The sequence below is a fragment of the Mesorhizobium sp. 2RAF21 genome (assembly GCF_052115345.1).
GTDB classification, from domain to species: domain Bacteria; phylum Pseudomonadota; class Alphaproteobacteria; order Rhizobiales; family Rhizobiaceae; genus Mesorhizobium; species Mesorhizobium terrae.
On record NZ_JBFRGM010000006.1, the window covers coordinates 149,082 to 174,622 of the forward strand.

At 63.1% G+C, this 25,541-nt stretch carries 22 protein-coding genes; 12 read left to right on the forward strand and 10 right to left on the reverse strand.

Going from position 1 to position 25,541, the window contains the following annotated elements; all coding sequences use genetic code 11:
* Positions 1–122: 122 nt before the first annotated feature.
* Together AB4136_RS11740 and speB are read right to left on the reverse strand one after the other, a co-directional pair.
* The gene (locus tag AB4136_RS11740; protein WP_137900302.1) at positions 123–1,211 is read right to left on the reverse strand and encodes an ABC transporter substrate-binding protein; all 1,089 of its coding nucleotides are present in this window, start codon (positions 1,209–1,211) and stop codon (positions 123–125) included.
* A 77-nt stretch (positions 1,212–1,288) separates the two neighbouring features.
* Positions 1,289–2,341, reverse strand: a complete 1,053-nt coding sequence (gene speB, locus AB4136_RS11745; protein ID WP_024924217.1) for an agmatinase — start codon at positions 2,339–2,341, stop codon at positions 1,289–1,291.
* Positions 2,342–2,518: 177 nt separating this feature from the next.
* Here speB and gcvA (AB4136_RS11750) point away from each other — a divergent pair, with 177 nt between their 5' ends.
* The 8 genes from gcvA (AB4136_RS11750) (at position 2,519) to AB4136_RS11785 (ending at position 11,123) form a co-directional block, all read left to right on the forward strand.
* Complete coding sequence (gene gcvA, locus AB4136_RS11750) at positions 2,519–3,499, forward strand: transcriptional regulator GcvA (protein WP_024924216.1); 981 nt, start codon at positions 2,519–2,521, stop codon at positions 3,497–3,499.
* A gap of 148 nt (positions 3,500–3,647) precedes the next feature.
* On the forward strand, positions 3,648–4,952 hold the full coding sequence (gene pncB / locus AB4136_RS11755) for a nicotinate phosphoribosyltransferase (RefSeq protein ID WP_024924215.1): 1,305 nt from the start codon (positions 3,648–3,650) through the stop codon (positions 4,950–4,952).
* 30 nt (positions 4,953–4,982) lie between these two features.
* A complete protein-coding gene (locus tag AB4136_RS11760) occupies positions 4,983–6,377 on the forward strand; it encodes a hypothetical protein (RefSeq protein WP_024924214.1) in 1,395 nt (464 codons plus the stop codon).
* A gap of 131 nt (positions 6,378–6,508) precedes the next feature.
* Complete coding sequence (locus AB4136_RS11765) at positions 6,509–7,813, forward strand: ABC transporter substrate-binding protein (RefSeq protein WP_024924213.1); 1,305 nt, start codon at positions 6,509–6,511, stop codon at positions 7,811–7,813.
* 44 nt (positions 7,814–7,857) lie between these two features.
* Entirely contained in the window at positions 7,858–8,739 is an 882-nt protein-coding gene (locus AB4136_RS11770) for a branched-chain amino acid ABC transporter permease (RefSeq protein ID WP_024924212.1), read from the forward strand.
* Positions 8,736–9,698: a branched-chain amino acid ABC transporter permease gene (locus AB4136_RS11775; RefSeq protein WP_024924211.1), complete on the forward strand. Its 963-nt coding sequence runs from the start codon at positions 8,736–8,738 to the stop codon at positions 9,696–9,698. Before AB4136_RS11770 ends, AB4136_RS11775 begins: the two co-directional genes overlap by 4 nt.
* Positions 9,695–10,423, forward strand: a complete 729-nt coding sequence (locus AB4136_RS11780) for an ABC transporter ATP-binding protein (protein ID WP_024924210.1) — start codon at positions 9,695–9,697, stop codon at positions 10,421–10,423. Before AB4136_RS11775 ends, AB4136_RS11780 begins: the two co-directional genes overlap by 4 nt.
* Positions 10,416–11,123 carry an ABC transporter ATP-binding protein gene (locus tag AB4136_RS11785; protein ID WP_024924209.1) on the forward strand — a complete coding sequence of 236 codons (708 nt, stop codon included), beginning with the start codon at positions 10,416–10,418 and terminating at the stop codon, positions 11,121–11,123. The genes AB4136_RS11780 and AB4136_RS11785 overlap by 8 nt, the downstream gene beginning before the upstream one ends.
* A 12-nt stretch (positions 11,124–11,135) precedes the next feature.
* On the opposite strand, the gene AB4136_RS11790 is transcribed toward AB4136_RS11785, so the two are convergent.
* Entirely contained in the window at positions 11,136–11,318 is a 183-nt protein-coding gene (locus AB4136_RS11790; RefSeq protein WP_024924208.1) for a hypothetical protein, read from the reverse strand.
* 118 nt (positions 11,319–11,436) lie between these two features.
* Here AB4136_RS11790 and gcvA (AB4136_RS11795) point away from each other — a divergent pair, with 118 nt between their 5' ends.
* Positions 11,437–12,348 (forward strand): transcriptional regulator GcvA, encoded by a 912-nt coding sequence (gene gcvA / locus AB4136_RS11795; protein ID WP_024924207.1) that lies wholly within the window; start codon positions 11,437–11,439, stop codon positions 12,346–12,348.
* 36 nt (positions 12,349–12,384) lie between these two features.
* On the opposite strand, the gene AB4136_RS11800 is transcribed toward gcvA (AB4136_RS11795), so the two are convergent.
* From AB4136_RS11800 to AB4136_RS11830, 7 genes are all read right to left on the reverse strand, one after another.
* Positions 12,385–13,077 (reverse strand): response regulator, encoded by a 693-nt coding sequence (locus AB4136_RS11800; RefSeq protein ID WP_024924206.1) that lies wholly within the window; start codon positions 13,075–13,077, stop codon positions 12,385–12,387.
* Positions 13,074–15,770 (reverse strand): sensor histidine kinase, encoded by a 2,697-nt coding sequence (locus AB4136_RS11805; protein ID WP_024924205.1) that lies wholly within the window; start codon positions 15,768–15,770, stop codon positions 13,074–13,076. The genes AB4136_RS11800 and AB4136_RS11805 overlap by 4 nt, the downstream gene beginning before the upstream one ends.
* 9 nt (positions 15,771–15,779) lie before the next feature.
* Complete coding sequence (gene kdpC / locus AB4136_RS11810; protein WP_024924204.1) at positions 15,780–16,349, reverse strand: potassium-transporting ATPase subunit KdpC; 570 nt, start codon at positions 16,347–16,349, stop codon at positions 15,780–15,782.
* 2 nt (positions 16,350–16,351) lie between these two features.
* Positions 16,352–18,391, reverse strand: a complete 2,040-nt coding sequence (gene kdpB, locus AB4136_RS11815; protein WP_024924203.1) for a potassium-transporting ATPase subunit KdpB — start codon at positions 18,389–18,391, stop codon at positions 16,352–16,354.
* Positions 18,392–18,403: 12 nt separating this feature from the next.
* A complete protein-coding gene (kdpA, locus tag AB4136_RS11820) occupies positions 18,404–20,113 on the reverse strand; it encodes a potassium-transporting ATPase subunit KdpA (protein ID WP_024924202.1) in 1,710 nt (569 codons plus the stop codon).
* Positions 20,114–20,137: 24 nt separating this feature from the next.
* Positions 20,138–20,224 carry a K(+)-transporting ATPase subunit F gene (gene kdpF, locus AB4136_RS11825; protein WP_065998122.1) on the reverse strand — a complete coding sequence of 29 codons (87 nt, stop codon included), beginning with the start codon at positions 20,222–20,224 and terminating at the stop codon, positions 20,138–20,140.
* A 196-nt stretch (positions 20,225–20,420) separates the two neighbouring features.
* Positions 20,421–21,203: a DeoR/GlpR family DNA-binding transcription regulator gene (locus AB4136_RS11830; protein WP_024924201.1), complete on the reverse strand. Its 783-nt coding sequence runs from the start codon at positions 21,201–21,203 to the stop codon at positions 20,421–20,423.
* A gap of 227 nt (positions 21,204–21,430) precedes the next feature.
* On the opposite strand from AB4136_RS11830, the gene AB4136_RS11835 reads away from it, so the two are divergent.
* The 3 genes from AB4136_RS11835 (at position 21,431) to AB4136_RS11845 (ending at position 25,534) form a co-directional block, all read left to right on the forward strand.
* Positions 21,431–22,321 (forward strand): choline kinase family protein, encoded by an 891-nt coding sequence (locus AB4136_RS11835; protein WP_024924200.1) that lies wholly within the window; start codon positions 21,431–21,433, stop codon positions 22,319–22,321.
* Positions 22,318–24,771 (forward strand): GcvT family protein, encoded by a 2,454-nt coding sequence (locus AB4136_RS11840; protein ID WP_024924199.1) that lies wholly within the window; start codon positions 22,318–22,320, stop codon positions 24,769–24,771. The genes AB4136_RS11835 and AB4136_RS11840 overlap by 4 nt, the downstream gene beginning before the upstream one ends.
* 133 nt (positions 24,772–24,904) lie before the next feature.
* Positions 24,905–25,534 carry a CDGSH iron-sulfur domain-containing protein gene (locus AB4136_RS11845; protein WP_024924198.1) on the forward strand — a complete coding sequence of 210 codons (630 nt, stop codon included), beginning with the start codon at positions 24,905–24,907 and terminating at the stop codon, positions 25,532–25,534.
* Positions 25,535–25,541: the final 7 nt, after the last annotated feature.

A 25,541-nucleotide genomic window follows, 5' to 3' on the forward strand; every position in this document is an offset into this window, starting at 1 on the left:
GTCTGGAGACCGACCGGGCGCCGATAGCAGTCGGGGAGCGAACCCGCCTTGCAGCATAGTATTCGCTCCCCGCCCGAAGGCTATATCCCTTGTTCCCTGCGCTCAGGGAGAGGATGGGAAAATCAGCCGACGATCAGCTCGGTCCACTTCTGGTTGATCGCGTCGGCCTTCGACACATAAAGGTCATAGCGCGGAATGATCGGCTCGATGTCGGAAGAGACCGCGGCAAATTCCGCTGCCGTGAGGTCGAGCACCTCGCGCTTCAGCGTCGGCGCAGTGCCGACGTTGCGCGACATCAGCCCCTGGACTTTGGGCTGGCTCATATAGTCGATGAAGAGATGGGCTTCGTCGACCTTCTTCGAGACACGCGACAGAACCCAGTTGCCGGAATCCTGGATGCCGCCTTCCTTCGGGAAGGTCGAGCGCACCGGCTGGCCGTCCTTGGCCGCCAGGCCGGTCACGTCGTGATAATACTGGCCCATCGGGATTTCGCCCGACTTCAGCGCCTGTTCGAACTGCGCTTCGTCGCGATACCACAGGCGCACATTCGGCTTCACTTCAGCGAGCTTCGCGAATGCCTTGTCGAGGCCCTCGTCGGTGTCGAGCGCATTGGTGCCGCCCATGAAGGTCTTGGCCGTCACTTCAAGCAGGAAGGAGTTGGAAGCCAGCGCCAGAAGGCCGAGCTTGTCGGCATTGGCCTTGTCCCACAGCGCGTCCCAGGACTTGGGAGCCTCCTTGTAGACATTGGTGTTGGTGACCAGCGTGATGTACCAGGCCACCGCGCCGATGCCGGCGACACGGCCGTCCGGATATTTGTTGATGAAGCGCGGCAGAAGATCGCCGTAGTGCTTGAACTTAGAGGTATCGAGCGGCTGCCAGAGTTCGGTCGACTGACCTTTCAGCGTCGAGGTCTGCGACATCATTGACAGGTCAGCCGGGGCCTGGCCAGCCTTGGCCGCCTGCTCGAGCTGCACCAGCCACGCCTCGCCGGTCGGTTCGGCCACCGATTCCACGGTGATGCCGGTTGCCTTGGTGAACTCGGGGAAGATGTGCTGGTCGAAAGACTTCTTGAAGTAGCCGCCATAGACGCCGACCTTCAGCGATTTTTCCTGGGCACGCAGGACTGCCGGCATGGCCAGCACGCTCGCAGCAGCAACGCCGGCGCCGAGGACGGTGCGTCGGCTGAGCTTGGTCTTCATGATCTCGGTCATCGATGTTCTCCGTTGTTCCGGTCTTTGCCGGGTTCCCTTATCGTTTTCTTATGCGATAGCGCCATCGTCTGGCGCCATTATCCTTTCAGTGCCGGGCTGAACACCATCAACGACAGGATTTCGAATAGCACCTGTGCGCCGGCGTGCGCCGTATTGGTGGTGGAATCATATTGCGGCGCGACCTCGACGACGTCGCCACCGACGATGTTGAGGCCCTTCAATCCACGCAGGATTTCCAACACTTCGCGCGTGGTCAGTCCGCCAACTTCCGGCGTGCCGGTACCCGGGGCGAAGGCCGGGTCGAGGCTGTCGACATCGAAGGAGACGTAGGTCGGGCCGTCGCCGACGATCTTCCTTGCCTTCTCGATGATGGCCGGGATGCCGAGGCCGGTCACCTCTTCGGCGTGCACGACGGTCATGCCGGATTCGTAGGTGAATTCCCAAAGATATTCGGCCGAGCCGCGAATACCGATCTGGATGGTGCGCGACGGGTCGAGCACCCCGTCCAGCACGGCGTTGCGGAACGGTCCACCGTGATGGAATTTGGTCAGGTCATAGGCGCCGCCCGTGTCGCAATGGGCGTCGATATGGATCATGCCGACCGGGCGGTCCTTGCCGACAGCCTTGAGGATCGGATGGCTGATCGAGTGATCGCCGCCGACGGAAAGCGGGATGACGCCGGCGTCGACGATCTGGCCGACGCGTTTTTCGATGTCGTCATGGCTGAGCTCCAGCCGGTAGCGGCTGCGAAACGGCACGTCGCCGATATCGGCCACCCTGATCTCATGCGTCGGCGCGCATTCGAGCACGTGGTTGTAGGGGCCGATGCGCTCGATCGCGCGCAGGGCGCGCGGGCCGAAACGGGAACCTGGACGATTGGTGACGCCGAGATCCATCGGCACGCCAATCATCGCCACCTGAAGGTCGCCGAAGTCCGGGCTGTCGACGGAAATCTCGCGATAGGGCGCGGAGAGGAACGTAGGTATGCCCGAATAGGGGGCAAGCCGCGTGCCGCTCTTGGAGAATATCTTGTCGGCGACGCGGCGGAATTTCGGATCGAACAACTCGCCGCCATGACTCTCGCCATATTTGCGGCGCAACGCGTCGAGCTTGCCTCGGTCGAAACCCATTCCTGCAACTCCTCCTGGCAGGATGCCGATGTGCCCCAAAGCGGTGCACGAAAGCGTTTCGGCTGCCTGCAATACCGTCTTTTTATGCGTGATTGGCGCGGATTGTCGGAGCGTGTGGATGGAAAATCAATTGATATTGTTATAGCGCTCGCTGTGAGGAAAGCTCACATAAAGCGTATGAACAGCTCTCGACGCCTGCCACCGCTCAATCCCCTGCGCGCTTTCGAGGCGACGGCCAGGCACGCCTCGCTCAGCAAGGCGGCTGCCGAGCTCCATGTCACCCATGGCGCGGTCAGCCACCAGATCAAGGCGCTCGAGCAATCGCTCGGCGTCAAGTTGTTCGAGCGTGTGGGTTCCCGCCTCAAGCTCACCCCGCATGGTGCTGAACTGCTGCCTGCGGTATCCGGCGCCTTCGAGGGTATTGCGGCGGCGGCGGCCCGGTTGACGCGTCCGGCGAGCAGCGGTGCGCTGGTTGTCTCCTGCGTGCCGGCGCTGCTGTCTTTGTGGATGATCCCGCGTCTCGGCGCCTTCACATCGCGTTACCCCGACATCAGGCTGAAGCTCGTGGCCTCCAACGACCCGCGTGACATCCGCTCGTCGGACATCGATGTCTGCGTTCATTATGGCGACGGTAGCTGGACCGATTGCTGGATTCGCAAGTGGTCGGGCCTCGAGCTCTTTCCGGTGGTCAGTCCGACGCTGGCCAACAACAGGCCGATCCGGTCGATCCGGGACCTCGCCGACCATGTGCTGCTGCATGGTGACGACGGCCGCGAATGGCACACCTGGCTCGCCGCCGCCGACGCGCTCGACCTCGAGCGCAATTGCCGGCGCCACCATTTCAACGATGCCCGGCTGTCCATCGAAGCGGCTCTGCATGGCCATGGCGTGGCGCTGGGCGACACGATGACGGCCAGCGGCTTGCTGGCCAGGGGTCAACTCATCGTGCCGTTCGGCCTCTCGGTGCCAGCGGTGGACGATTTTTACGTGGTGTGCCGCAACGAGATGCGGTCCGCGCCCATCGTGCAGGTGTTCGTGGATTGGCTGTTTGCCGAAAAGGCCGAGGCCGACAGCCGCCCTGACACGGCCGCGGCGGCTCAGATTGTCACCCGTCGCAAACGCCCGGTGCTCAAGGTCGTCGCGCGGTCGGACGATTGAGGTGACGGCTTGTGAGGTCTTGATGCCTGTTACTGCCGCGCCCGTTTTCCTCTGTGCCAGGCATATTGCGGGGCAGCGCGTTCATGATTTCAATGCTATGAGGCCGGTCTGGTAGTCGTAAGGGCGGAAGCGGAAGCAGGTTTCGGACATGGCCAGGACTGATATCGCACGGCGCGTCTACAATCACACCTGGAAGCTCGACCCCATCGTGCGGTCGCTGCTCGACACCGATTTCTACAAGCTGCTGATGCTGCAGATGATCTGGGGCATGTATCCCAAGGTCGACGCCACGTTCTCGCTGATCAACCGCACGACGTCCGTGCGCCTTGCCGACGAGATCGACGAAGGCGAGCTGCGCGAGCAGCTCGATCATGCCAGGACATTGCGTTTCAGCAAGAAGGAAATGATCTGGCTGGGCGGTAACAATTTTTATGGCCGCAAGCAGATATTCGAGCCGGAGTTCCTGGCCTGGCTGGAGAATTTCCGCCTGCCGGAATACGAGCTTTCAAGGCGCGACGGTCAGTACGAACTCTCCTTCTCCGGCCCATGGATGTACACGACGCTTTGGGAAATCCCGGCGCTTGCTATCATCAACGAGCTGCGTTCGCGTGCTGCGCTGAAGGCATTCGGCCCCTTCGCGCTGGACGTGCTTTATGCACGCGCCAAGGCCAAGATGTGGGCCAAGACCGAGCGACTGAAACAGCTCCCTGAAATCCGCATTTCCGACTTCGGCACGCGGCGCCGTCACTCGTTCCTGTGGCAGCGCTGGTGCGTGGAGGCCTTGAAGGAAGGCATCGGCGGTGCCTTCACCGGCACGTCGAACGTGCTGCTCGCCATGGATACCGATCTTGAGGCGCTCGGCACCAACGCGCACGAACTGCCGATGGTGCTCGCCGCTTTGGCGAATTCCGAGGCGGAGCTTCGCCAGGCGCCGTACAAGGTCCTGCAGGATTGGCAGCGTTATTATGGCGGCAACCTGCTGATCGTGCTTCCCGATGCTTTCGGCACCGCTGCCTTCTTGCGAGACGCGCCCGATTGGGTGGCCGATTGGACCGGTTTCCGCCCGGACAGCGCTCCGCCGGTCGAAGGCGGTGAGCGCATCATCTCCTGGTGGCGCGATAAGGGCAGGGACCCGAGGCAGAAACTCCTGATCTTCTCCGATGGCCTCGACGTCGATACCATCATCGAGACCTATCGTCATTTCGAGGGCAAGGTTCGCATGTCCTTCGGCTGGGGCACCAACCTGACCAATGATTTCGAGGATTGCGCGCCGATCTCCACCGACAGGCTCAACGCCATCTCGCTGGTCTGCAAGGTGACGGACGCCAATGGTCGCCCGGCGGTGAAGCTCTCCGACAATCCGGCCAAGGCGACAGGCGACACGAAGGAAATCGCCCGCTATCTGCGCATCTTCGGCGAGGAAGCGCGCGTCAGGCAGTTGGTGAAAGTCTAAAATCAGGATGACTTCCGGCGGAAGGCAGCTGTGAGGTTCCTGCGGTTTCTCAGCCTCACACTTGCCGGTGCGTTGTGGCCGTGCCTTGCCCTTGCCCACGCTTCGGACCGCGGCCATGTCCTGTTGTTGTCGACAGGGTATTACATTGCCGGCGGTGCCTTTGCGGTTGGTGCATCCTTTCTCGTGCTGGCATTGCTGCCATCGGGTTTCCTCGAACGGGCCTGGCAGTGGCGCTTGCCGCTCTTCACCTTTGGCGATCGGGCAAAAACGGTAGTCGGGCTCTTGTCTTTCGCTGGCTTTGCACTGCTGCTGGCTGCCGGTTCCTGGGGCAGTCGCGATCCTCTTTCCAATCCGCTTCCGCTGACGGTCTGGACGCTTCTGTGGGCCGGGTTTGTGTTGCTGCAGGGAATGGTGGGTGACCTTTGGTCCTGGCTCAATCCATGGCAGGGGCCATACCGTCTGGTGATGCGGCTGGGGTTTGTCCGCAACGAACCGTCGAAAGGGGGCGCTGGTTGTTGGCCCGCCTTCGCGTTGTTCCTCGCCTTTGCCTGGTTCGAACTTGTCGATCCGGCGCCGGACGATCCCGCGCGGCTTGCCGTTGCGGCCGGCCTCTACTGGCTGGTCGGCTTCATCGCCATGCTGGCGTTCGGTTATGAGAACTGGGCCCGCCGCGGCGAGTTCCTGTCGGTCTTTTTCTCGATGCTGGCGCGCTTTTCCATGGTCGGCCGTGGCGCGGACGGCAGGTTCTATCTCAACCTGCCTGGTGCAAGACTGCTCGACACGCCATCACTGCCGTTGAGTGGCGTCGCCTTCCTGCTGCTCGCACTGTCGTCGGTTTCCTTCGACGGGCTTGGCAAGACGTTCTTGTGGCTCGGCTCGATCGGCGTCAATCCTCTCGAATACCCCGGGCGCACGGCGCTGATCGGTTCGGCTACGCTGGGTCTCGTGCTGACCTTTCTGCTCCTGGCGTTGCTGTTTGCCGTAGCCGTCTTCTTCGGCCTGCGCCTGGCCGGCAGGGCACATGGTTTCGCCAATGCCGCCGGCTTGCTCGTCTGGTCGATCGTGCCGATCGCTCTCGCCTATCATGTCGCGCACTATCTGACGGCGCTGCTTGTCGACGGTCAGTATGCGCTCGTGGCGCTGTCCGATCCCTTCGCGCGAGGGTGGGATATTTTCGGCACGGCGAACATGCAGGTCGAGGCGGGAATCGTTGCCGGCGCGACTGCTGCCTGGTGGATATGGAACATCCAGGCCGCCACCATCGTCTGCGGGCATGTGCTCGCCGTCCTTGTCGCGCATGTGTTCGCCGCGAGGCTGGATCCGTCCCCGGTTCGTGCCGTTCTCACGCAGATACCGCTCACGATCCTGATGATCGCCTATACCGTCTTCGGGCTCTGGCTTCTAGCCACGCCGGCCGTTGGCTGAGCCGACCATGGCGTGTCGGTTGACGCCACGGAATGCTCGCTTGCCATGACCGAGGTTTGGTGATTGGTTTGCGCCGCGATTTTCACCCAGCCTTTCGCCGGCTGCAGGTCAATGCCCATGAGGGGATCTCGATGACTGAGAAAAGCCGCTTCTTCGATCTTGCAAACACCGCAGTGTCCCGTCGTGGCGTGCTGAAAGGCCTGGCTGCCGGTACTGGTCTCGCCGTTGCCCCCGGCTTCGTGCGTTATGCCCAGGCGCAGAGCTCGGCGCCGATCAAGATCGGCTTCCAGGCACATCGCACCGGCATCGGCGCCGCCTATGGCCGCTGGTATGAAAGAACGACGGCGGCCGCCGTGAAAGCAATCAATGCCGCCGGCGGCATCAATGGCCGTCAGGTCGAAATCGTCATCGAAGACGACGGCACCGACGCCGCCCGTGGCGCCGAAGTGGTGGCGAAGCTCGCCAACCAGCACAAGGTCGATATCGTCTACGGCACGCTGTTCTCGAATGTGGTGGTGGGTTCGGCGCCGACCGCCGGCGAATTGAAAATTCCATATTATGTCGTGTCGGAGGGCTATCACGTCGCGTCCGGCAAGCTGAACCGCTACGTGTTCCAGCCGGGCATTACGGACGTTCGCGCCCAGGTCACTTCGGTGGCGCCATGGATCGCCGCCAATGCCGGCAAGAAGATCACCATGATCTTCCCCGATTACGCCTTCGGCTACGACCATCGCGACTACCTGCCGCCGGCCCTGCAGAAGGCGGGCGCGGAGGTGATCGCCAAGATCGCCATTCCGCCGACGGAATCCTCCTTCACCAAGTATTTTCCGCAGATCCCCTCCGACACCGATGCGATCTATCACGTCATGGTCGGTCCGGCGGTGCTGACCTTCGTCAAGGAATTGGGCGATTTCTACGGTTCGAGCGGGCCGAAACTGTTCGGCTTCATCGATTCGCTGGAGGCGGTCGACATCAACAGCCCGGGCCTCGAATATCTGAACGGCAGCCACTTCTGGGAGGGTTCGCCACGCTACGCCCAGGCCGACGACACGGAAGCGCAGAAAGCCTACCGTGCCGCCGTCGGCATAGACGACAATGGTGCCGCCGTCGGCGATCCGAAGGACGTCTCGACCGCCGCCCATATGTTCGGCTGCTGGGAGACGCTCTACGTCATCAAGAAGGCGATGGAGGATGCCGGCTACAAGGGACCGGAAGATCGTGCCAAGCTGGTTGAAGCTACTGAGGCGCTGACCGAGTTCAAGGAAGGACCGGAGCATCCGCAGGGCCGCAAGCTGTTCAACGGCAAGATCCACCAGTGTTTCGGCAGTCAGAACATTTCCAAGCTGGAAGGCGGCAAGCTGATGGTCGTGCACAAGACCGCCATCGAAGACGGCATGTACGAGCCGCAGGCCGATTATACCAAGCAGCCTTTGTGAACCAGCTTGTGAAATCCGCATCGGAGAAAGAGGGCCGCGGCTGAATGGCTTTCGGCCCTCATCTCCTTCTCGCAACGCTCGAAGGCCTGGTTACCGCGGCGGTGCTGGCGCTTACCGCACTCGGCCTGTCGCTCGTCTTCGGCGTCATGCGCATAGTCAACGTCGCCCATGGCGAGTTCTTCATGCTGGGGGCGGTGCTTGCCTGGGCGGTTTCGACGGCATTCGACGGACACCCGGCCGTTGGCTTCGTCGCAGCGCTCATCGCGGCGCCGCTCGTGGTCGGGGCGGTCGCCTGTCTTTCGGAGCGGCTGGTGTTGCGCCGGTTGAATTATGACCCCGAAGCCACCATCGTTGCCACTATCGGTCTGCTCTACATCATCCAGCAACTTGCGCTGAGCTTCTACGGACCGGAGGCGCGCCCGGTGGCGCCGCCCTTCAGCTATCGTGTGCTTCTGCCCTGGTTCGGCTATTCCGGCTATAAGCTCTTTGTCATCGTCGCCTCAGCGTTGCTGCTGGTTTCGACCTGGCTTGTGCTCACCCGAACCAGGATCGGCCTCGTCATGCGCGCCACGCAGTATGACCGCGAGATGGCGCAGGCTTTCGCCATTCCCGTCGACCGCGTCTATGCCGGCGTCTTCGCGCTCGGCGCCATGTTGGCCGCGACGGCGGCCGTGCTGATCGTGCCGATCAGTCAGGCACATTACCTGATGGGGCAGGACCCGCTGCTCCTGTCCTTCATCGTCATCATCATCGGCGGGCTCGGCTCTCTGCGCGGCACGATCATCGCAGCCCTTTTGATCGGTCTGTCGGATGGCATCGTCTCGATGTTCTTCTCGCCGACGCTTGCCAAGATGATCGCAACCCTGGCGGTGGCGATGGTGCTGGTGTTTCGCCCGCAAGGCCTGTTCGGAACGACCGCCCGATGACGGAAGCGCCGGCCGCCAGGGTTTATGCGTTGCATGTCGCCGTGGTGGTCGTGCTGTTCGCGCTGAACTTTCTGCTGCCCGATTATCACCAGGGCTTGTTCGCCCGCATCATGGTGCTGGCGGTTTTCGCCATGGGCTACAATCTGCTGTTTGGTTATGGCGGTTTGCTCAGCCTTGGCCATGCCATGTTCTTTGCCGCCGGCCTCTATGGCAGCGGCCTCGCGATCTATCATTTCGGCTGGAATGTGCCGGCGGCCTTCCTCGCCGGTCTCGGCTGCGGTGCGTTGCTCTCCCTGGTGGTCGGTGCACTTGCGCTTCGCACTTCCGGCGTTGCCTTCATGATCGTCACCATGATGTTCGCGCAGGTGTTCCTGCTCGCCATCGTCTATTTTTCGGCATGGACCGGCGGTGATCAGGGTCTGGTTGTCCAGCAGGCCGACCGCATCGTCCACATCGGCGGCACGGCCCTCGATCTGACCGACCCGACCGTGCGCTATATGACGGCGCTGGCCCTGTTCTCGATCGTGCTTTTCACCACGGTTGCGGTCGTGCGCTCGCGCTTCGGTCGTGTCCTGGTGGCGATCCGCGAAAATGAGGAGCGCACGCGGCTCCTGGGTTACAACACCTTCGCCAACAAGCTCTCGGCAATGGTGCTTTCAGGCGTCATCTGCGCCGCGGCGGGTGGCGCCTATGCGCTGTTGTTCGGCTATGTCGGCGCCAATTTCGCCTCGGTGCAGTATTCCATCCTGCCGCTTCTATGGGCTTTGGCTGGCGGCGTCGCGACCACGCTCGGCCCGTTGGTCGGCACGCTGTTCATCTACTATGTCACCGACATCGCCAGCAGCCACACCACGGCCTGGCTGCTGATTGTCGGACTGGCGCTCATCCTGCTCGTGCTGTTCGCGCCCAAGGGCATTCTCGGCGCGGTGCGTCGCCGCTGGATCGGGTGGCTGCCATGACGCCGTTGCTGACGACGACCGGTCTGTCGCGTGACTTCGGTGGCTTGCGTGCCGTCGACGGTGCCAATTTCAGCCTGATGCCGGGAGAGATCCGGGCGGTGATCGGCCCGAACGGCGCCGGTAAGACCACCTTCGTCAGCCTTGTCTGCGGCCGCATTCAGCCTTCGGCGGGCACCATCATGTTTGCCGGCGCGGATATCACCGACCTGCCGGCATACAAGCGGGTCAGGCTTGGCATCGCCTATACATTCCAAGTCACCAGCGTGTTTGCCAACCTCTCCGCCTACGACAACGTTACCTTGTCGGTGCAGCGTACGTTGACGGACGGGCGTTCCAGGGGCGCTGTCCATGCCGGGGTCATGGAGGCACTGTCGCGGACCGGTCTCGCCGACCGCGCCGGGATGCTGGCTGGGCAATTGTCTTATGGCCATCAGCGGTTGCTGGAAATTGCCATGGGCCTGGCGCTCGCGCCGCGCCTGCTGATCCTCGACGAACCGACGCAAGGTCTGTCGGACGGCGAGATAGAGGGGTTCGTCGCCTTGGTACGCGAAATCGCCCGCGATGCCACGGTGCTGATCATCGAACACAACATGCCGGTGGTCATGCAACTTGCCCATCGCATCACCGTCTTCGACGCCGGCAAGATCATTGCCGAAGGCAGCCCGGCCGAAATCCGCGCCAATGAACAGGTGCAGGAAGCCTATCTGGGAGCCGCGCATGTCTGAGCTGCTCGCGATCGCCGGGCTCGACTGTTCTTACGGTGAAGTGCAAGTGCTTCACGGCATTGGCCTGGCCCTCGCCAAGGGCGAAGTTTTGTGCCTGCTCGGCCGCAACGGTGCCGGCAAGACCACCACGCTGAAGGCGATCATGGGGTTGATCCCGGCGACGGCTGGCTCGATCAGGCTGAACGGGCGGGAATTGACCGGACTGCCGGCACACGAGGTGCCAAAGGCCGGTGTCGCTTATGTCCCGCAGGGTCGACGCCTGTTCGCCGAAATGACGGTGGCGGAGAACATCGAAATCGGGCTGATGGCGCGCGGCAAGGGCAAGGCGACCCGCGATATGGTGCTCGGCCTGTTCCCTCGCCTGGCGGAGCGCTTGAACCAGCGTTCGGGCACATTGTCTGGCGGAGAGCAGCAGATGCTCGCGATGGCGCGCGCGCTCTGCCTGGAGCCTGAGGTGCTGCTGCTGGACGAACCCACCGAAGGGCTGATGCCGTCGATGATCGAGAAGATTCGCGAGACGGTTTCCAAATTGCGCGGCCTCGGCGTTTCCACCATTCTGGTCGAGCAGCGTGTCGAGGCAGTTCTGGCCGTCGCCGACCGCGTCGCCTTCATCGAGAACGGCCGCAACCGCGAGACCATGACGGCGGCGGCGCTGCGTGCCGATCCCGCCGCGGTCAAACGTTATGTCGGCGTAGGTTGATGCAGACAGGTTTCACTGGCGCCGGCCGACAGGATCCGTACCGTCGGTGATGCCGAGGTCCCGGCGCAGATGCGGCGAGAGTTCGCGGATGTCGAGATAGGTGCGGGCGTGCCGCTTCCAGCCAAAACCATCAGCCAGCCACGACAACCAGCTCCGACTGGAATGCGACAGGAGAAAGTCGTGCAACGTGGTCATGGCGAACAATCTCCGATATGCCTAAATGCATCTGATGTGTTGGAAGGAAATATCGGGCTGTTTCGGCTTTGATTCCAATTGAACGTCGAGAGGAGCCTATAAAGAGGGCTTATGGCAAATGTTGCAGCAGCTTCCCCCGCTCACCGCCGTGCGCGCCTTTGAGGCGGTTGCCCGTCACCTGAGTTTCACCAAGGCGGCAGGTGAACTCGGCATGACCCAGGCGGCCGTCAGCTATCAGATCAAGCTGCTTGAAGAGCGGGTCGGCGCGGCCCTGTTCCTGCGTCACCCACGTCACATCGAATTGACCGAGGTCGGTCAGCGGCTGGCGCCAGCAATCAGCGACGCGTTCGAGACGATCAGCGATGCCTATTCGGCAGCGCGTTCTGGCGCGGAGGGGGTGCTGTGTGTGAGCACCATCCTGACTTTCGCATCCAACTGGCTGGCGCGGCGGCTTGGCGCGTTCCAGATGACACATCCTTCGCTCGCAGTCCGTCTGAATACGTCGTCGAGGCTCGTCGACTTTGCGCGCGAGGATGTCGACGTCGCCATTCGCTCCGGCGGAGGCAAATGGCCTGGCACGGATACGCACAAATTGTTCGCGGCCGATTTTACACCGATGCTCAGTCCGGCTCTCGCCGCGAGCATCGGCCTGAGGGAGCCGGCGGATCTCCTGCGCCTGCCGATCCTCGACCCGAGTGACATCTGGTGGAAGGAATGGTTCCAGTTGGCTGGCGTCGACGCGACGGGGCTTGCTTCACGGCCTGCCAGCAGCATGGGCGCGCAGATGTATGAGGCAAGTGCCGCTGTCGCTGGCCACGGTGTCGCTATTTTGACTCGTGAACTCTTCGAGGCAGAGCTTGCCGACGGACGTTTGATCCAGCCTTTCGATCTGGTCGGCAACGACGGCCATGCCTTCTGGCTCGCCTATCCGACCTCGCGCCGCAACGTGCCCAAGATCAAGGCTTTTCGCGAATGGCTGTTGGCGGAAGTCGCGGCAACCCGGAGCAGTTGCAGGCACGAGACGGATTGACTTCGTGTTGAACCGCGATAGGGGCGCGTCGCAGGCTCAGGCGTCCTCCCCGACAAAACGATAACCGACGCCTGGCTCTGTCCGGATGATCGCGGGAGAAGACGGGTCACGTTCTATCTTGCCGCGCACCTGGCCGACGAAGACCCGCAGATAATGCAGGTCGTCGGCATGGGCAGGCCCCCAGACGGATGTCAGCAAAGCCTTGTGGGTAACGACACGCCCGGCATGGCGCGCCAGCATCAGTACCAGGTCGTATTCCTTCGGGGTCAGGTGGATCGGCGTGTCGTCACGTGTGATGAGCCGCCGCACGGTATCGATATGCAGCCCGTCCACTGAAATCTCGGTCACGCCACCGTCTTCGCGGGTACGGTGGCGCAGCGCCGTGCGGATGCGCGCCGTAAGCTCGCCGATGCCGAACGGTTTTTCGATATAGTCGTCGGCGCCGAGATCGAGCGCGGCTATCTTTTCGCTCTCGCGGTCTCGTGCCGACAGGATGATGATCGGCAATTCGGACCAGCCGCGCACATTCTGCACCACCTCCTTGCCGTCCATGTCGGGCAGGCCGAGGTCGAGAATGATGAGATCCGGCGCCATGGTGGCGATCGCTTTCAGCGCCTGCGCTCCGGTTCCGGCCTCGATGACCTCGTAGCCGGCTGCGGTCAGCGCGGGGCGCAGGAAACGCTGGATCTGCGGTTCGTCGTCGACGACCAGCACCCGGAAACCGCTCACGAGGCGACCTCGGTTTCGGCGGGTACGGCCTCGACGGGGAAGCGCAGGATCATGCGCGTACCCTTCCGTTTCTGCGCCGGGCTTTCGGCCTTGATCGTGCCGCCCATGGCCTCGACAAAACCACGCGCGATCGGCAGGCCGAGGCCGGTGCCGGGGGCACGGCCGTCCGGTTTGCCGCGCCGGAAGAATTTTTCGAAGATTTGATCAAGGTCGTTTTCTGGAATGCCCTTACCCATGTCCACCACCGAGAGCGTGACCTCGTCCTTTTCCTGCCGCGCATAGATACGAATCGGATCGGCGCCGCCATATTTGTCGGCATTGTCGATCAGGTTGAACAGCACCTGGCCAAGCAGCACGCTGTCGCCGCGGATCAGCGGCAGTTCGGGCGCCAGCTGCACCTCGATCGCCCGACCGGGGAATGCTTTTTGCGACCGTTCGACTGCGGAACGGACGACGTCCACCACATCGACCCAGTCGCGCTTGGCTTCGACCGAACCGGATTCGATGCGCGTCATGTCGAGCAGGTTGGCAAGGAAGCGCGCCAATCTTGCGCTTTCCTCGTCGATCGAAACCAGAAGGTCGTCGCGGCTTCCCTTGTCCATCTTGTCGCCGAATTCGCGCAGGCTGGTGATCGCGCCGGTTATGGTCGCCAGTGGCGTCTTCAGATCGTGCGAGACTGAGGCGAGCAGGGCCGAGCGGAAGCGTTCGCCTTCGAGGGCTGCTGCCTGCTGCAGCCTTTCCTTGGACAACCGCGCACGGTCGATGGCAACCGCCGACTGATCGAGAATGGCGATCAGCATCCTTTCTTCGCTGCCGTCGAGAATTTCTCCATTCTGCTGGATGCCGCAGACGCCGACGACGCCGTGGGGGCTGGTCAGCGGGATGAAGCGGAAGACGCTGTTCGGCAAGGTGCCGGTGCCGCTACCGGCTTCCTCGCGCTTCTCGAAGGCCCAACGCGCGGCGGCCATGTCGGAAACGCCGAGTTCGGTGTCGGGTGGCCAGGATGCCTGTAGGCGCAACTCACCCTGATCCGGCAGAAGCAGGGCTACGGTGCGCGACAGCGCGCCTTGCAACTGCGTCACCGTTGCCCAGACGACGTCGTCCTGCTTGGAGGTGCCGGAAAGCTTGCGCGAATAGTCGTAGAGCGCTTGCGTGGTGATGGCCCTTTCGCCGGACACTTTCGCCTGCTCGCGCAGGCGCGAGGTCAGCCCGCCGGTCAGCATGGCCGCGGCTAGGAACACGAACAGCGCGAAGACCTCGTGCGGTTCGGCGATCGTCAGTGTGTAGATCGGCGGAATGAAAAAGAAATTATAGGCGAGCGCCGAAAACAGCGCGGCGGCGATCGCCGCTGCGTAGCCGGCGCTGATTGCGGAGGCGAGCACCGCCAGGAGGTAGATGATGGAGATGTTTGGCAGGCGCACGACTTCGTCGAGCGCCAGCCCGAGGATCGTGACCGCCGCGGTCATCGCTGCCGCGAGCCCAACATCCTTCAGGATGCGGAAGATCAGCGCGCGCGGCTTGGCGGGAGCAGCCGGCGGCGGCATCTCCTCTTCGCCGGTGACGACATAGACGCCGAGGCCCGAGGCCCGCTCCATCAGCGCGTCGGGTAGCGAACGGCGGAACAGCCTGAACGGGAACGATTGCTTGCGTCCGCCGATGACGATCTGCGTTGCGTGTTCGCGGCGGGCCAGCCGCAGGATCTCGTCGACGAAGTCGGCGCCCTTGACCCGGCGCGTCTCCGCACCCAGCCTTTCGGCGAGGCGGAAAGTCTCGTCTAGCCGGCGTTCCCCGGCCTGGTCGGAAACGGCGCGGTCGACGGGTTCGATCGAGGCCACCAGCCAGTGCGCGTTGAGGCCGGATGCTAGCCGGCTGGCGGTGCGCACCACCTTTTCGGAGAGCGCGTCGGGGCCGATACAGACCAGAAGACGCTCCGCCGAGGGCCACGGCCCTTCGATGGCGTTTTGCTTGAGATAGTCGACCATCTGGTCGTCGACGCGGTCGGCGGTGCGCCTGAGCGCCAGGTCGCGCAATGCAGTCAGGTTGCCAAGGCGGAAGAAGGAGTCGGCGGCGCGCACCGCATTGGCCGGCAGGTAGACTTTGCCTTCCTTCAATCTCTCGAGCAGTTCGGCCGGCGGCAGGTCCACCAGCAGCACTTCGTCGGCTTTTTTCAGGACCGTGTCGGGTATCTGTTCGCGCACCGGCACGCCGGTGATCTGCGCAACGACGTCGGACAGGCTTTCGAGGTGCTGGATGTTCAGAGCCGTCCAGACATTGATGCCGGCGGCGAGCAGTTCGTCGATGTCCTGGTAGCGCTTGGGATGGCGGCTGTCCGGCGCGTTGGTATGCGCCAGTTCGTCGACGACGATGGTTTGCGGATGACGGGCGAGTGCAGCGTCGAGGTCGAATTCCTCGATCGTGTGGCCGCGATAGGCGATCTTGCGCCGCGGCAGGATCTCAACCCCTTCCAGGAGCGCGGCGGTCTCGCCGCGCCCATGCGTCTCCACCAGGCCGATCAGGATGTCGCCACCATCCTCCTTCACGCGGCGTGCGCGTGACAACATGGCATAGGTCTTGCCGACGCCTGGCGCGGCGCCGAGGAACACGGTCAGCCGGCCACGTTCCTGCTTGTCCGCCAGCGCCAGCAGTGCGTCGGGGTCAGCTCTATTCTCTCTGTGTCGGTCGCTATCGGCCATTCAGTAGATTTAAGACTTTAGCCGATCCAGCGCGAGATTTAGTTTCAGCACGTTGACGCGAGGCTCACCGATCAGGCCGAGCAGCCGGCCCTCGGCGGTGTCGTCGACGAGCTTGGCCACTTCGGTTTCCGGCAGTCCGCGCGCCTTGGCAACGCGTGCGATCTGGTCGCGTGCGAAGTCGGGCGAAATGTGCGGATCGAGGCCGGACCCCGAGGTGGTTGCGGCATCGGTCGGCACTGGCCCGGCGATGCCGGCAGCATGCAGGCGCTGGATGTCGCCCGTAACGCGGTCCTTCAGCTTCTGCGAAGTGGTGCCGAGATTGGAACCGCTGGAGTTGCCGGCGTCGTAGGGCGTGCTGCCGATCGCCGAAGGGCGTGGCCAGAAATAGCGATCGTTGGCGAAGTTCTGGCCGATCAGTTCGGAGCCGATGACGGTTCCGTTCTGCTTGATGAGGCTGCCATTGGCCTGGGCAGGCAGGGCTATCTGTCCGATGCCGGTGATGGCGAGCGGATAGCCGATGCCGAGCAGGGCCGTGAACAGCACGATGAGGACAAAGGCGGGGCGCAAATAAGTTGTCATGATTACACCAGATGAAGAGCCGACACGGCGATATCGACCAGCTTGATGCCCGCGAAGGGCAGGATCAGGCCGCCGACGCCGTAGACGATGAGGTTGCGGCGCAGCAGTGCGGCGGCACCGACCGGACGGTAGGCGACGCCTTTGAGCGCCAGCGGGATCAGCGCCACGATGATGAGGGCGTTGAAGATCACCGCCGACAGGATCGCCGATTCCGGCGACGACAGCCGCATGATGTTGAGATAGTCCAGCGCCGGATAGGTCGCCACGAACAGCGCCGGGATGATGGCGAAGTATTTGGCGACGTCATTGGCGATCGAGAAAGTGGTCAGTGAACCACGCGTCATCAGCAATTGCTTGCCGATCTCGACGATCTCGATGAGCTTGGTCGGGCTGGAATCGAGGTCGACCATGTTGGCGGCCTCGCGCGCCGCCTGCGTGCCGGTCTGCATGGCCACGCCGACGTCTGCCTGGGCAAGTGCCGGGGCGTCGTTCGTGCCGTCGCCGCACATGGCGATCAACCTGCCACCTTCCTGTTCCTTGCGGATATAGCCAAGCTTCTGCTCAGGCGTTGCTTCGGCGAGATAATCGTCGACGCCGGCCTCGGAAGCGATTGCCGCCGCCGTAACCGGGTTGTCGCCGGTGACCATGACCGTGCGGATGCCCATGGCGCGCAGCGCCGCGAAACGCTCCTTGATGCCGGGCTTCACTACGTCCTTCAGGTGGATGACGCCAAGCAGCTTGTTGCCTTCGGCGACCGCCAGCGGCGTACCGCCGGTGCGTGCGACAACCTCCACCGCCTGCCGGAAGGCTGAAGGCACGTGTGCTTCGTCGAGGCCGGTGAATTTCAGCACCGAATCGACGGCGCCCTTGCGCAGATGGCGGTTGCCGAGATCGACGCCCGACAGCCGGGTCTCGGCCGCGAACGGCACGATGTTGTCGGGTTGCTTCGTCGGCGCAGTCGAACCGTATTCGCCAGTGGCCAGCGCCACGATCGAACGGCCTTCCGGCGTCTCGTCGCCGAGACTGGCCAGCATGGCGGCTTCCGCCAGTTCTTCGGCGCGAACGCCAGGTACCGGCAGGAACTCGGTCGCCATGCGGTTGCCGAAGGTGATGGTGCCGGTCTTGTCGAGCAGCAGCGTGTCGACGTCGCCCGCCGCCTCGACAGCGCGGCCGGAGGTGGCGATGACGTTGAAGCGCACCAGGCGGTCCATGCCGGCGATGCCGATGGCCGAAAGCAGGCCGCCGATCGTGGTCGGGATCAGCGTCACCAGCAGTGCGGCAAGCACAGTGATCGAGAGCACCGTACCGGAATAACCGGCCAGGCCCCAAAGCGTCGTCACGGCAATGAGGAACACCAAAGTGAGGCCGGAAAGCAGGATCGACAGCGCGATCTCGTTCGGCGTCTTCTGGCGTTCGGCGCCTTCGATCAGCGCGATCATGCGGTCGACGAAGGAGGAGCCGGGTGCGGCGGTGATGCGCACTTTGATCCAGTCGGACAGCACCTGCGTGCCGCCGGTGACGGCCGAGCGGTCGCCGCCGGATTCGCGGATGACAGGCGCGGACTCGCCGGTGATGGCGCTTTCGTTGACCGAGGCGATGCCCTCGACCACTTCGCCGTCGCCGGGGATCAGTTCGCCGGCTTCGACCAGAACCAGGTCGCCGACCTTGAGGTCGGTTGCCGGGATGCTGGCAACGTCAAAGCCACCGTCGGAGAGGAGCTTGCGGGCGGTCAGTTGCGACTTGGTGCGGCGCAGGCTGTCGGCCTGTGCCTTGCCGCGGCCTTCGGCCACGGCTTCGGCGAAGTTGGCGAACAACACGGTGAACCAGAGCCAGATCGCGATCTGGCCGGAGAAGAGCGGCTTGCCGCCTGCGGCGACGAGATCGCGCAGGAACATCAGCGTCACCAGCGCCGCCACGACTTCGGTGACGAAGATGACGGGATTGCGCATCAGCTTGTGCGGCGCTAGCTTGACAAAGGCCTGCCCGAGGGCCGGCCACAGAATGGCCGGTTCGAAGAGCTTGTGGTGTACTGCGGTCGACATGAATGATGTCCTTTAGAAAGTCTGGCCGGCCAGCATTGCGAAATGCTCGACGATGGGGCCGAGGGCGAGAGCGGGGAAATACTGCAGACCACCCATGATGAGGATGATGCCGACGAGCAGGCCAACGAAGAGCGGCGTGTGGGTCGGGAAGGTGCCGGCGGAGGCCGTCGTCCTGGTCTTGCCGACCAGCGAGCCGGCGATGGCAAGGACAGGGATCGCGTAGCCGAAGCGGCCGAGCAGCATCGCGATGCCGAGCGTGGTGTTGTACCAGGGCGAGTTCGCCGAGAGGCCGCCGAAGGCTGAACCGTTGTTCCCGGTCGCCGACGTATAGGCATAGAGGATCTCGGACAGGCCGTGCGGTCCGTTGGTGCCGATGGCGGAGACCGCGAAAGGCAACATGGCGGAAAACGCGGTGAAGACCAGGATCGACAGCGGCAGGATGAGCACGGCCAGCATGGCGTATTTCATCTCGCGGCTTTCAATCTTCTTACCGAGCAGTTCCGGCGTGCGGCCGACCATCAGTCCGGCGACGAACACGGCGAGAATGGCGAAGACCAGCATGCCGTAGAGGCCCGAGCCGACACCGCCCGGCAGCACTTCTCCGAGTTGCATCAGGAACATCGGTATCATGCCGCCCAGACCGGTGAACGAGCCGTGCATGGCATTGACACCGCCGTCGGAAAGACCGGTGGTAACGGCGGCATAGGCAGCGGTCATCGCTTGGCCGAAGCGGACTTCCTTGCCCTCCATATTGCCGAGCGCATTGTCGAGGCCAAGCGCGGTCAGGATCGGATTGCCTTGCGCTTCTGCCCAGTAGATAACGCCGACGCCGGCGATCAGCAGGATCGCCATCGCGGCTATGAAGGCCCAGCCTTGGCGGCGGTCACCGACCATCTGGCCGAAGGTGTAGACCAGTGCCGCCGAGATCGTGAGCATCGAGACGATGTTGAGATAGTTGGACAGCGCCGTCGGGTTTTCGAACGGATGCGCGGCATTGACGTTGAAGAAGCCGCCACCATTGGTGCCGAGCTGCTTGATCGCTTCCTGGCTGGCGACTGGTCCGAGCGCGATGGTCTGCTTGGCGCCTTCGAGCGTCGTCGCGGTCACCGAGGCGTCAAGCGTCTGCGGCAGGCCCATGGCCACGAAGGCGATGGCGACGATGATGGCAAGCGGCAAAAGCACATAGAGCGTCGAGCGGGTGAGGTCGACCCAGAAATTGCCGACCGTCGTTGCGTGCGAGCGCATGAAGGCGCGGGTAAGCGCAAGCGCCATGGCAATGCCCGTCGCGGCCGAGACGAAGTTGTGCACGGTGAGGCCAGCCATCTGGCTGAAATGGCTCATCGTGGTTTCGCCGCCATAGGACTGCCAGTTGGTGTTGGTCACGAAGCTGACGGCGGTGTTGAAGGCAAGGTCGGGCGCAACGCCGGGAAAACCTTGCGGATTGTAGGGCAGATATGCCTGCAGGCGCAGGATCGCGTAGAGCGAGACAAGGCCCATCACGCTGAAGGCGATGACGGAGAAGGCATAGGCAAGCCAGCCCTGCTCCTTCTTGGGGTCCACGCCCGCCAAGGAATAGAAGCCGCGTTCGACGGGGCCGAGCACGGGCGAAAGAAAGGTTCGTTCACCGGAAAAGACCTTTGCCATGAACAGGCCAAGCGGCTTGATCAGCAATAGGACGATGAGAAAGAGTAGGCCGATCTGCAGCCATCCGATTAAAGACATGGCGGAACTCTCAAGGATTGATTTTTAGAATTTTTCGGGCCGCAGCAGCGTCACGACGAGATAAACGCCGAGCGCGATGGCGACGACGAGGCCGAGTAAGGCTTCCATCATGATTGCCTCCCTCAGAGCCTGGTCAGCGCGCGTGCGTAAAGCGCGAAAATCACGAAGGATCCTATGCCGAGGGCTAGGTAGGCGAGGTCGAGCACGATGCTTCTCCGAATTTCAGGAGTGCGCACAATGCTCCCGCTTCCGGTCAAATATCGATTGGGATTTGGCCGGGCGGACATCAAGAAAAGATAAGGGCCGTTCAGGCCGGGTTTTGCCCGCCATTGGCTGCTACGCGCAACCGCGTGCCCGCGGCCTCCAATGCGGCGGCGATATCGGCGGGCGGTGCCTGATTGGTCGCCAGTTCGGAGAAACCAGAAAAGCCGCATACCCTGACAAGGCCCTGGCGGCCGAACTTGGTATGGTCGGTGATGACCACGGAGCGCTGGCCGCGCGACAGCACCATGGCCGCGAATTCGGCTTCCTCCAGGTCGTGGTCCATGACCCCGCCCGTGGCATCCACGGCGCCTGCCGAGATCACCGCGTGATCGACGCCGAAGCGTCGGACGAAGTCGATGGCCGAGACGCCGAATGCGGCGCCGGAATCGGGTCGCAGTTCGCCGCCGGCCATGTAGACTTTGTTGCCATTGGTGGTGGCCAGCGTTCGGGCAATGTCGGACGAGTTGGTGACAACCGTCAGCCGCCGGTGCCCGGCCAGTTCGCGGGCCAGGAAGCTGGTGGTGGTGCCGCAGTCCAGCATGATCGATTCGCCGTCGCGGATGGTTGCCGCAACCATGCGGGCGATGGCCCGCTTGGCCTCGGCGTTCTCGCGCATGCGCCGTTCGAACGGCGCTTCGCCGACAATGCCTGGAAGGCTGATGGCGCCATGCATTTTGAACACCGACCCATCGTCGGTCAGTGGCTTGACGTCGCGCCGCACCGTTTCGAGCGAAACGCCGAGCCTCTCGGCGAGATCGGCAATGGTTACAGTGCCTTCCTCCTTGAGGAGGCGCAGGATTTCGCCATGCCGCTTCGAATGGTTCACCGGTCGAACTCATCTGCCATGGTTGATGTGACCGATTTGTACGGCTTCGCGCGGCAGAAAACAACAAGAACGGTCATAAAAACAGAAAAAGCCACAGATTTGCGTTGACAACCTGGCCTATGTCATCCGAATTTGACGACGAAGAAGGATGGCTCCGCCCTGGGAACGGCGGCGTCAGGGTGTCGAGAAGTCTCCGGCAAGGAGACCGTTGGCCGAATGGAGAGGACGTGACGACGAGCGAGGATCGCATTCGCGGGTTGCCATGCTGGAAGGGCGGCATTCAGGTCGCGCCGCTGTCGGGCGGGCTCAGCAACGAGAATTTGCTGGTCACCGACGCCGCCGGCAAGCATGTCGTCCGTTTGGGGCGCGACTATCCGTTCCATCATGTCTTGCGCGAGCGCGAGCTGATGACAGCGCGGGCGGCGGAGGCCGCCGGTTTCGGGCCGGCCGTCGAATATGCCGAGCCTGGTGTGATGGTCACGGAGTTTCTCGGTGCCAAAACCTATGGTGCTGAGGACGTGCGCGCCAATGGCGAGCGCATTGCCAGGCTGATGCGCGACTTTCACCGGCAAATGCCCAACCACGTCTCCGGCGCCGGCTTCATCTTCTGGGTGTTTCACGTCATTCGCGATTATGCGCGCACGCTGCGTGCCGGAAACAGCCGCATGACGCCGGCCTTGCCGCGCTATCTCGCCTTGGCGGACCAGCTGGAGAGCGTGCAGGCGCCGCTGCCGATCGTCTTCGGTCACAACGATCTGCTGCCGGCCAATTTTCTCGACGATGGCGAAAAGCTCTGGCTGATCGACTTTGAGTATGCCGGTTTTGGCACCGCCATGTTCGACCTCGCCGGGATCGCATCGAACGCCGGCATGCCCCAGGCCGAGGCAGACGCGCTGCTGGGCGCCTATCTCGGCCACAGACCAGACGAGGCCGTGCGCCGGTCCTTCGCCGCCATGCAATGCGCCTCGCTTCTGCGCGAAGCGATGTGGAGCATGGTTTCGGAACTTTATCTCGACGCACCGGGCGCCGACTACGTCGCCTACACCGGCGAAAACCTCGCCCGCCTTGATGCGGCGCTCGAAAGCTACAGCTCTAAATACGGAAAAGTCCTGCCATGACCCTGCCAAGCCATGCCCAGATCGTCGTCATTGGCGGCGGCATTATCGGCTGTTCGACGGCCTATCATCTGGCCCGCGACCACAAGGCCGATGTGGTGCTACTCGAACAGGGTTCCATCACCTCGGGCTCCACCTGGCACGCTGCCGGACTGGTCGGGCAATTGCGCTCCTCGGCCTCGATCACCCGCGTGCTCAAATATTCGGTCGATCTCTACAAGGGCCTCGAGGCCGAAACCGGCCTCGCCACCGGCTGGAAGATGACCGGTTGCCTGCGTCTCGCCACCAACCAGGACCGCTGGACCGAATTCAAACGGCTGGCCACCACCGCGCGCAGCTTCGGCATGGACATGCATCTTCTGTCGCCGGCCGAGGTCAAGGCGATGTGGCCTTTGATGGAAACCGGCGACCTTGTCGGCGCCAGCTGGCTGCCGACCGATGGTCAGGCGAGCCCGTCGGACATCACGCAGTCGCTGGCCAAGGGCGCGCGCATGCACGGCGCCCGGCTGATCGAGAAGATCAAGGTGACCGGCTTCGACATGAATGACGGCCGCATCGTTGCGGTCAAAACCGACCAGGGCGATATCGCCTGCGAAAAGGTGGTCAACTGCGCCGGCCAGTGGGCCAGGCAGGTTGGCGCCATGGTCGGCATCAACGTGCCGCTGCAGCCGGTCAAGCACCAGTACATCATCACCGAGAAGATTCCAGGTCTGGCGACAGACGCGCCCACCATTCGCGATCCCGACCGCCGCACCTACTTCAAGGAAGAGGTAGGCGGCCTCGTCATGGGCGGCTATGAGCCGAACCCCCAGGCCTGGGAGACCGGCCTGCCGGGTGGCGACGTGCCGGATGAATGGGCCTTCCGCCTGTTCGACGACGACTACGATCATTTCGAACAGCATATGACGCAGGCCATCGCGCGCGTGCCGGCGCTGGAGACCGTTGGCGTCAAGCAGATGATTAATGGCCCGGAGAGTTTTACGCCGGACGGCAACTTCATTCTCGGCGTCGCGCCGGAATGCGCCAACATGTTCGTTGGTGCCGGCTTCAACGCCTTCGGCATCGCATCGGGCGGCGGTGCTGGCTGGGTGCTGGCGAAATGGGTGGTGGATGGCGAGGCGCCGCTCGATCTGTGGGTGGTCGATATCCGCCGCTTCTCCGACCTGCACCGCGACCGCCAATGGGTTTGCGACCGCACGCTCGAAGCCTATGGCAAGCATTATACGATCGGCTTCCCGCACGAGGAGTATGACAGCGGCCGGCCGCGTATCGTCTCTCCGCTCTACCAGCGCCTGCAGAAGCACGGTGCAGTCTTCGGCTCCAAGCTCGGTTGGGAACGGCCGAACTGGTTCGCCCCTGAGGGTACCGAGGCGAAGGATGTCTACTCCACGGGTCGCCAAAATTGGTTCGGCCCGGTTGGCGACGAGCATCGCCATGTCCGCGACAAGGTGGGCATCTTCGACCAGTCGTCTTTCGCCAAATATGAGCTGACGGGGACCGATGCCGGTCGGGCGCTCGATTGGGTCTGCGCCAACGATGTCGCCAAGCCGGTCGGCAGGCTCACCTATACGCAGCTTCTCAACACGCGCGGCGGTATCGAGGCGGACCTCACGGTGGCACGCCTGGCCGACGACCGGTTTTACATCGTCACCGGCACTGGCTTCCGCACCCATGATCTGGCCTGGATCCGCGACCATATCGGCGCGGACTTCGACGTTAGTCTGGTCGATGTCACCGAAGCCTTCGGCACGTTGTCCCTGATGGGGCCGGATGCGCGCAAGGTGCTGGAGAAGGTGACGGAGGCGGATGTCTCCAACATAGCTTTCCCCTTCGGCCACGTGCGCGAGATCGCCATCGCCGGGCACACGGTGCGGGCGCTGCGCGTCACCTATGTCGGCGAGCTCGGCTGGGAACTGCATGTGCCCATCGCGGCTACCGGCGAGGTGTTCGATGCGCTGATGCAGGCCGGCAAGGAGCACGACATTCGCCCGGTCGGCTATCGCGCTTTGGAATCGCTGCGGCTCGAAAAGGGCTATCGCGCCTGGGGCTCCGACATTACGCCGAACGACACACCGTTCGAGGCGGGTCTCGGTTGGGCGGTGAAGCTGAAGACCGACATGGATTTCCTCGGTCGTATGGCACTTGAAAAGGTCGCCAGGCAGCCTTTGGTCAAACGCTTTGCCGGCTTTACGGTGGATGATCAGGATATTGTCTTGCTTGGCCGCGAGACGATCCTGCGCAATGGCGAGCCGGTCGGCTATCTGACCTCCGGCGGCTACGGCTACACGGTGGCTAAGAACATCGGCTACGGTTATGTCCGCAACGCGGCCGGCGTGGACGACAAATTCCTGCGCGAGGGCAGCTACGAACTGGTCGTCGCCACGCAAAAAGTGCCGGCACATCTGCATCTTGAGCCGCTCTATGATCCGGGCATGAGCCGCATCAAGGCATAGCCGGCACGGGCAGGCGAAAGGCCTGCCCTGATGGCCAGTTCGGCACCAAATCGGGTCGCCTGCCGCAGTCCGCGCTTGCCGCCGCCATTCGCCTTGCATTAGGTTTCTCGCAGGCAAGCCGAGGAGCTACCCAATGGTGCGGAAATTCGTCGAAGGCGAGAACATCGACATCGGTTTCGACAGCAAACTGTGCATCCATTCGCGCAATTGTGTGCTCGGCCATCCCGAGGTTTTCGTTCCCAATGCGCCGGGTCAGTGGATCCATCCCGAGGCCGGCTCGGTCGAGGCGGTCGTCGGCGTCGCCCATTCCTGCCCGTCCGGCGCGATCACCTACCGCCGCAAGGATGGTGGACCGGACGAGCCGGCACCGGTGGTCAATCTGGTCCGGGTGCGCGAGAACGGACCGCTCGCCTTCAATGCCGAGATGGACATCAATGGCGAACTCATGCTGCGCGCGACGTTGTGCCGTTGCGGCGCCTCGGAGAACAAGCCGTTTTGCGATGGCAGCCATACCAAGGCCGGTTTCGCCGCCACCGGCGAGCCGGCGTCGAAAGACTCGGTTGCGCTGGAAGCGCGCAATGGCCCCATCAAGGTCACGCCCCAGCCCAACGGTTCTCTCAAGGTGGAAGGCAATCTCGAGATCGTCAGCGGCACCGGCCGCACGGTCGACCGCGTCACCAAGGTCTTCCTGTGCCGCTGCGGCCATTCGCGGAACAAACCCTTCTGCGACGGCAGCCACAAGACGGCCGGGTTCGTCGGCTGATCCGATT

Excerpts from the sequence above, each read along its gene's own strand:
- AB4136_RS11740 (WP_137900302.1), bottom strand. The coding sequence starts at position 1,211 with ATGACCGAGATCATGAAGACCAAGCTCAGCCGACGCACCGTCCTCGGC.
- speB (WP_024924217.1), bottom strand. The coding sequence starts at position 2,341 with ATGGGTTTCGACCGAGGCAAGCTCGACGCGTTGCGCCGCAAATATGGC.
- gcvA (WP_024924216.1), top strand. The coding sequence starts at position 2,519 with ATGAACAGCTCTCGACGCCTGCCACCGCTCAATCCCCTGCGCGCTTTC.
- pncB (WP_024924215.1), top strand. The coding sequence starts at position 3,648 with ATGGCCAGGACTGATATCGCACGGCGCGTCTACAATCACACCTGGAAG.
- AB4136_RS11765 (WP_024924213.1), top strand. The coding sequence starts at position 6,509 with ATGACTGAGAAAAGCCGCTTCTTCGATCTTGCAAACACCGCAGTGTCC.
- AB4136_RS11770 (WP_024924212.1), top strand. The coding sequence starts at position 7,858 with ATGGCTTTCGGCCCTCATCTCCTTCTCGCAACGCTCGAAGGCCTGGTT.
- AB4136_RS11775 (WP_024924211.1), top strand. The coding sequence starts at position 8,736 with ATGACGGAAGCGCCGGCCGCCAGGGTTTATGCGTTGCATGTCGCCGTG.
- AB4136_RS11780 (WP_024924210.1), top strand. The coding sequence starts at position 9,695 with ATGACGCCGTTGCTGACGACGACCGGTCTGTCGCGTGACTTCGGTGGC.
- AB4136_RS11785 (WP_024924209.1), top strand. The coding sequence starts at position 10,416 with ATGTCTGAGCTGCTCGCGATCGCCGGGCTCGACTGTTCTTACGGTGAA.
- AB4136_RS11790 (WP_024924208.1), bottom strand. The coding sequence starts at position 11,318 with ATGACCACGTTGCACGACTTTCTCCTGTCGCATTCCAGTCGGAGCTGG.
- gcvA (WP_024924207.1), top strand. The coding sequence starts at position 11,437 with ATGTTGCAGCAGCTTCCCCCGCTCACCGCCGTGCGCGCCTTTGAGGCG.
- AB4136_RS11805 (WP_024924205.1), bottom strand. The coding sequence starts at position 15,770 with ATGGCCGATAGCGACCGACACAGAGAGAATAGAGCTGACCCCGACGCA.
- kdpC (WP_024924204.1), bottom strand. The coding sequence starts at position 16,349 with ATGACAACTTATTTGCGCCCCGCCTTTGTCCTCATCGTGCTGTTCACG.
- kdpB (WP_024924203.1), bottom strand. The coding sequence starts at position 18,391 with ATGTCGACCGCAGTACACCACAAGCTCTTCGAACCGGCCATTCTGTGG.
- kdpA (WP_024924202.1), bottom strand. The coding sequence starts at position 20,113 with ATGTCTTTAATCGGATGGCTGCAGATCGGCCTACTCTTTCTCATCGTC.
- kdpF (WP_065998122.1), bottom strand. The coding sequence starts at position 20,224 with ATGATGGAAGCCTTACTCGGCCTCGTCGTCGCCATCGCGCTCGGCGTT.
- AB4136_RS11840 (WP_024924199.1), top strand. The coding sequence starts at position 22,318 with ATGACCCTGCCAAGCCATGCCCAGATCGTCGTCATTGGCGGCGGCATT.
- AB4136_RS11845 (WP_024924198.1), top strand. The coding sequence starts at position 24,905 with ATGGTGCGGAAATTCGTCGAAGGCGAGAACATCGACATCGGTTTCGAC.